At 34.6% G+C, this 4,868-nt stretch carries 5 protein-coding genes; 3 read left to right on the top strand and 2 right to left on the bottom strand.

All coding sequences use genetic code 11. The features are described from left to right. Window positions 1-356: CoA-binding protein (locus tag ABWO41_RS15410; RefSeq protein WP_353139965.1), on the top strand; the 356-nt coding region annotated here is incomplete at its 5' end. 41 nt (window positions 357-397) lie between these two features. Here the strand turns inward: ABWO41_RS15410 and ABWO41_RS15405 are convergent. Continuing rightward, window positions 398-847, bottom strand: a complete 450-nt coding sequence (locus tag ABWO41_RS15405; protein ID WP_353139963.1) for a hypothetical protein — start codon at window positions 845-847, stop codon at window positions 398-400. Between the two features lie 141 nt (window positions 848-988). Here ABWO41_RS15405 and ABWO41_RS15400 point away from each other — a divergent pair, with 141 nt between their 5' ends. Next, complete coding sequence (locus tag ABWO41_RS15400; protein ID WP_353139961.1) at window positions 989-3,121, top strand: hypothetical protein; 2,133 nt, start codon at window positions 989-991, stop codon at window positions 3,119-3,121. Between the two features lie 53 nt (window positions 3,122-3,174). Here the strand turns inward: ABWO41_RS15400 and ABWO41_RS15395 are convergent, their stop codons facing one another. Further along, window positions 3,175-4,404, bottom strand: a complete 1,230-nt coding sequence (locus ABWO41_RS15395) for an ROK family protein (protein WP_353139959.1) — start codon at window positions 4,402-4,404, stop codon at window positions 3,175-3,177. A 191-nt stretch (window positions 4,405-4,595) separates the two neighbouring features. On the opposite strand from ABWO41_RS15395, the gene ABWO41_RS15390 reads away from it, so the two are divergent. Next, window positions 4,596-4,868 (top strand): hypothetical protein (locus tag ABWO41_RS15390; RefSeq protein ID WP_353139957.1); only part of this gene is annotated, 273 nt, incomplete at its 3' end.

The raw sequence follows: 4,868 nt of genomic DNA, 5'->3' as shown, positions 1-4,868 counted from the left end.
AGAAAACTCTAGTTCTGGGTGCCAGTACAAATCCAACCAGATATTCTTATTTGGCTGCGAACAGACTGGTTAATTATGGGCATCCAATAATTAATGTTGGTTTAAAAAGGGGAGAGGTCGCAGGAGTAGCTATCGAAAAACCAGAAACTATTCATTCTGATATAGACACTATCACTTTGTATGTAGGACCGAGGCATCAGGAAGAATTATATGATTATATTTTGAAGACGAAGCCCAAACGGATAATTTTTAATCCGGGAACAGAAAACAGAGAGCTGGAAGAGAAAGCAAAGGATTTAGGTATAGAAACTGAAAGAGCTTGTACGCTTGTAATGTTGTCTACGGGAGAATATTAAAAATTAAAAGATCCGGATGAACGCTCCGGATCTTTTAATTTTTATTGACAATTTGTAGGTTTTAGTATAAAACCATTTCCGAAAGTAATCGGAGCTCCCGGCTTAAAATATGTTTTGCCCAAATAAGTTTCTATCTCTCCATAGCCTTGTGATAAATCATCACCTTGTTTAAGGAAAACAAGCGGATTTTTAGAAGGTGTTCCGCCTACTGTGAATGTATAGTCTACAAAAAGCGTGTCTCCTCTAAATTCTCCCTTTATATCCCCCTGAGTGTTCTGCTTTTCCTTAAATCTAAAATTTAAAGATCCCTGTACTTTGCCATCGTGGTTATGTAAATGCATATCTAAGGTATCTGCGTTAGATATGGATTGATAGCATTGATCATGACTGGAATGATCTTCTGCGGCTGCGTTTCCTGTTTGTTTAGGGTTTTGATTGCAGGCGACAAACGAAAAGGCTATCGCTGAAAGAAATAAGAATGATTGTTTCATGCTGATGATTTTTATATTCTAATATAATAAAATTCTGGAAGGCCTTGTTTTTTATGAATATAATAAATAAAATTAAAATATTAGCTAAAGTTTTGTTTAATTTTAAATAACTGATACATTTATATTGCTTTAATTTTTTATATGAAAATAAGACTAATTTTACTTTCTTTAATCTGTGCTTTTTTAAGTTTTAGGGCGAAATCAGAAATAATTATAAGTTCATCTGGTCAAAACGACCTAATTGATATTTTTAAATTAAATGGTATTTCATATAAAAATTACGAAAATCCGCTTTTAGCTGTTAAAAATGCAAAAAGGAATGGTTCAGTTTTAATTTTATCTCATTCAGTAGATGAAGGAAAAACGCAAGTAAATGCAGATATCTATAAAATTGCCCGAAATAAAAACCTTAAATTATATATTGAAACACCAGATTATGTTCCGGGAGTGGACTTTCCAGATACATTGCAGAAGATTCATATCGAACGGGGTGTTATCAATACAAATCGTATAGTTGGTGTAGATTCCCTGTCGCTAATTGGGCTTAACACCCAGTACTTTATTCCTGTTGAAAATAAGAAAGCGTTAATTGTTCTGGCGAAAGTCGCTGGTTTTGATAAGGCCGAATATGGTATAGATGATGTGAAATGTTATTCTTTACTATTTAATCATGAATCTAACTTTTTAATTTCGACAGTGAGCCTTAGCCGATTTGTGACATCCAGATTTGGGCCGGAGAAAGCAGTACAACAAGTATGGAAATATATTTTAACCTGGTTAGGTGTATCTAATACTGATGCATTAAAAAAGTTGAATTGTGACGTGTCTCCCTCTTTTCCCAGAGACTATGCTGTAACCAGACAAGACTTTAGAAAAGCAATAAACAGTGGGACAGAATGGTTTTATAATGCCAGATTATTAGTAGACCCTTCCTGGGAAAACGTTTTTAAAGCAAGGACTGCAAAGGTTGGTTCAAAAGTGGTTTATCCGGCAATTGATAAGGGAGCGAAAATAGGAGATGGAGAATTAGGGATTCTAGAAGGACATGCGTCTACCATTTATAATGATGGCTCTCAGCCTATAAGATGGTGGTTACGGGCAGATTGTCAGGCTGAATCAGCATTTGCATTATCTCTTTCTGGTAATTATTTAGATAGCAGAAAATATCACTTAACTTCTTCTAACCTGCTGGACTATTTATATATAAAATCTAATTTAAGAAGCGGACCGAGAAATGATTCAAAAAGTCCTTCATATGGTTTGATTGGTTGGACAGTAACCGATGATGATGTGTATTACGGAGATGATAATGCAAGGGTTATTTTAGGAAGTATTGGTGCGGCTGCCGGATTAAATAGCGATAAATGGGATAAATATATTGTAGAGGGGATAATGGCCAATTTTAGGACAACTGGTAAAAATGGATTTAGGACAAATTGGTTCAGGGATTCTGCTTTACAAAAAGCGGGTTGGAAAAAATTTGCCGATAGGGATATTGTGAATGTTCATCCGCATTTCGAATCGTGGTTGTGGGCTACATATTTATGGTTATATGATAAAACAGGCTATACTCCTTTGTTAGAAAAGGCAAAGAAAGGAATTAGCCTTACAATGCAAAAGTATCCCGATTGGAAATGGACAAATGGAATTCAACAGGAAAGAGCAAGGATGATATTGCCATTAGCCTGGCTTATAAGAGTAGAAGATACAGAAGAGCATAGGAAATGGCTTAAAACAGTTTCGTCTAAATTGTTGGAAAATCTGGATAGGAGTGGCGCAATAAGAGAGGAGTTAGGATTAGCAAGTCAGGGAAGATACGGTAAGATAAAATCAAACGCAGATTATGGCTCAAATGAAGCACCGTTAATATCAGAAAATGGAGATCCTGTAGCTGATCTTTTATACACAACTAATTTTGCGTTCTTTGCGTTAAACGAAGCTTATGGCGCAACCGGAGATCCGCTCTATGGAAATGCAACAAAAAGAATAGCAGATTTTTTAGTTAAAGCACAAGTTTCAAGTAAAAAGCATCCTGAATTAGATGGAGCATGGTATAGAGGGTTTGATTATGGCAGATGGGAGTATTGGGCGTCAAATGCCGATTCTGATTGGGGACCCTGGGGAACATTAACTGGTTGGACACAAAGCTGGATTCTTTCTACTTTAATTATGGTTGATAATAAGGATGATTTTTGGACCCATACTAAAACTTTTGCCAACAAGAATTTTAAAGAACATTCTAAAATCATCATTAATACGATGTTACCAGAATAATGTAAGAGATGTTAAGGTAAGTAACTTGTCGTATGACTTACCTTAACCTGGGTTTACTTAAATATACCTAAAGTTCTATTTCTGGCTATTAGGCATGCCCCAATAATGCCGGATTTGTCTCCTAAATTGGAAATTATAAACTTAGTGTCGCTATTCACCAGGCTTAAAGAATATTTGTTTACAGAGCTTATTATAGGCAGGCGAATCAATTCTTTTGTAGAGGCAAGACTACCCCCCAAAATAACCATTTCCGGGTTAAACAGATTTATCAATAAAGCTATTCCTCTACCTAAATTCTCTCCGATTTTACCAATCAATTCAATAGATAAAAAGTCGTCATTATTTGCAGCATTTAGTATATCATCCAGCGTAATTGTTTCTATATCTTTTTTGCTTTTGGTTATAATTGATGAATATCCGTCTTTTAACTTCTCTTTTAGCATATTTTTAAGTGCCCATCCAGAGGCTTCTGTTTCCAGACATCCTTTTTTTCCACAGTGACAGATAATTTCATTATTAAAAATTGGAATGTGTCCAAATTCTCCCGAATAACCCGATTTTCCATAATACAAACTCCCGTTCATTAAGATACCAAGTCCAATACCATGGTCCATATTTATAAAAAGAATATCCTTTTCATTACTTACACTATCTGAACAGAATTCTCCGTAAGCCATTGATCTGGAGTCGTTTTCCAGATAAACTTTTGTGCCTAATTTAGCAGAAAGTATTTTGCTTAGCGGGTCTTCGTTGAAGTTAAAGAAACTATAGCTATACCCTGTAAAGTGATTAACCCTTCCAGAAATATTCATACCAATTCCCAATATTTTAGAAGTAGGTACAGGGAGATTTTTTATAAAATCTATGATGATGCTACAAAGCTTATCCAACGAAGCTGTTGTATTTACCAGCTGATAAGGTATAGGTTCCGTTATATCAATAAGATTATTCTGGACATCTGAAATACCAATCCTCACATAAGTTGTTTTGATATCCACACCAATAAAGAATGCCGAATCGGACACCAGCCCATATATATTGGGCTTTCGCCCGCCGGTAGACTCCACTTTGCCGAAATCTTTGACAATATTTTCTGCTATAAGTTCATTAATAAGTGTTGTCGCCTTTGGTATACTGATGTTCAGTTCTTTACCTATTTCGGCTATGGTAGCATTTCCCTTTTCTACAAAATAAGCTAAAGTTTCTCGTTTAAAACTGATGTTCTTGTAGGCTACACCCGATAGGCTCTCATTATTAAGTTCTTCAAAAAAAGTTTTTCCCATAAAAAGATATACAGTTACTGCAAAAATATAACTAAAGTTCATTTAATAATAAAACTCTTGTTTTTTGTACGTTAACGTATTGTTATTTGTTTAATAATTATGTGTTACTTTTTAAAAAAAAATAAAAATAAGTTGTTTGTTAATTTTTTATTTTATTATTTAGTATCGTAATTAATATAAGCCCATAAAATATGAGATTTCTAATATTGCTTTTATCTATATCTTGTTTAACGCTGTCCGATGTATATGCAAAAGTGAATCTTTTTATATGTGGTACTGAAGGCAATGACTTAGTAAAGCTTTTAAAAGCTAATGGGGTTGAGTTTGGTTTATATAATAATATACTTGATGCCGTAAAAAAGGCACCAAGACATTCGGGGATAATGGTGCTGGGGAGTGATAATAGTGCCAGAACCGCAGTTACTGATGAAGTTTATCGAATAGCGATAAAGAAGAATGTTCTC

Source organism: Pseudopedobacter sp. (assembly GCF_040392825.1).
In the GTDB taxonomy this organism is placed as follows: domain Bacteria; phylum Bacteroidota; class Bacteroidia; order Sphingobacteriales; family Sphingobacteriaceae; genus Pseudopedobacter.
The sequence above is the reverse complement of the archived record's forward strand: the minus strand, read 5'-3'. Positions and strand labels throughout refer to the sequence as shown.